General features: G+C 62.8%; 1 protein-coding gene and 1 other annotated feature. The gene reads left to right on the forward strand.

What is annotated here, in order from left to right; all coding sequences use genetic code 11:
• The first annotated feature begins 48 nt into the window (after positions 1 to 48).
• A protein-coding gene (locus RIL96_RS13240) for an IS3 family transposase (RefSeq protein WP_310549482.1) occupies positions 49 to 1,271 on the forward strand; the annotation gives its coding sequence in 2 pieces (ribosomal slippage) (positions 49 to 328 and positions 328 to 1,271; 1,224 coding nt in all).
• Positions 318 to 420 (forward strand) — a sequence feature (AL1L pseudoknot). (Overlaps the previous gene by 103 nt.)
• Positions 1,272 to 1,299 lie beyond the last annotated feature (28 nt).

A 1,299-nucleotide genomic window follows, 5' to 3' on the forward strand; every position in this document is an offset into this window, starting at 1 on the left:
TGAAGCGCCCTGGGTTTCGTTCCGAGTCTCAGCAAGGAGAATCGGAGTATGCCCAAGAAGTTCAGTCCAGAGCTGCGTGACCGCGCCGTGCGCATGGTTCACGACCGTCAAGCCCTCGAGGGAGGTCCCAGAGCGCAGTCGATCCGTGCCGTCGCACCACAGCTCGGTGTCGGGGAGGAGACCCTGCGGATCTGGTGCAACCGCTACGGCCCCACCGAGCCGACCGGCCCGGGCGAGCCGCTCGAGGAGGAGAACCGGCGTCTTCGACGGGAACTCGCCGAGGCACGGCGCGCGAATGAGATTCTGAAGGCCGCCTCAGCGTTTTTCGCAGCGGAGCTCGACCGCCCCACGACGAAATGATCGCGTTCATCGACATGCATCGCGAACAGTTCGGGGTCGAGGCCATCTGCCGCATCCTCGGTGCGACAGAATGTGGGTTCATCACCTCCCGCGGATACCGTGCCGCAAAGAGCAGACCAGCCTGCGCTCGTAGCATTCGGGACGAGATGCTCGTGGAGGAGGTGAAACGAATTCACAAGGAGAACTACAGCGTCTACGGGGTCCGAAAGATGTGGCACGCGATGCGGCATGCGGGATGGGACGTCGGTCGCGACCAGGTGGCACGACTGATGAGGGTCGCGGGACTCCAAGGCGTCCGGCGAGGCCGTAAGCCCGTCACCACCTGCCCTGGAGCCGGACCGGATGAGCGCCCCGACCTTGTGGAACGGAAGTTTGCCGCGGACCGTCCGCGGCAGCTCTGGGTCGCTGACATCACCTACGTCCGGATCCTCGCCGGATTCTGCTACGTCGCATTCATCACCGATGTCTTCAGTCGGAGAATTGTCGGCTGGGCGGTCGCACCCACACTCCACACACAGTCTCTACCTTTGCTCGCACTGGAGCACGCACTTCTTTCCACTGGTGCAAGCAGGAATGATAGCGGATTGGTTCACCACTCCGACAGGGGCAGTCAGTATGTCTCACTGGCCTATTCGGACGCTCTCATCGCAGCGGGGGTGAAAGCATCAGTCGGCACCGTTGGCGATAGCTACGATAACGCCCTGGCCGAGACCGTGAACGGTCTCTACAAGACGGAACTGATCTACTCGAAGCGGATCTGGGATTCGGTCAGCGAAGTCGAGTTGGCGACGATGGGCTGGGTCCACTGGTGGAACACGACCCGGCTCCACGAGGCGCTCGACTACCGCACTCCAGCGGCAGTCGAAGCGGCCTACACTCACACCACGACGACCGCGCCCGCGACCGTCTAACCACGGAACGAAACCCAGGGCGCTTCAA

The organism is Nesterenkonia aerolata, from assembly GCF_031470965.1.
Classification (GTDB): domain Bacteria; phylum Actinomycetota; class Actinomycetes; order Actinomycetales; family Micrococcaceae; genus Nesterenkonia; species Nesterenkonia aerolata.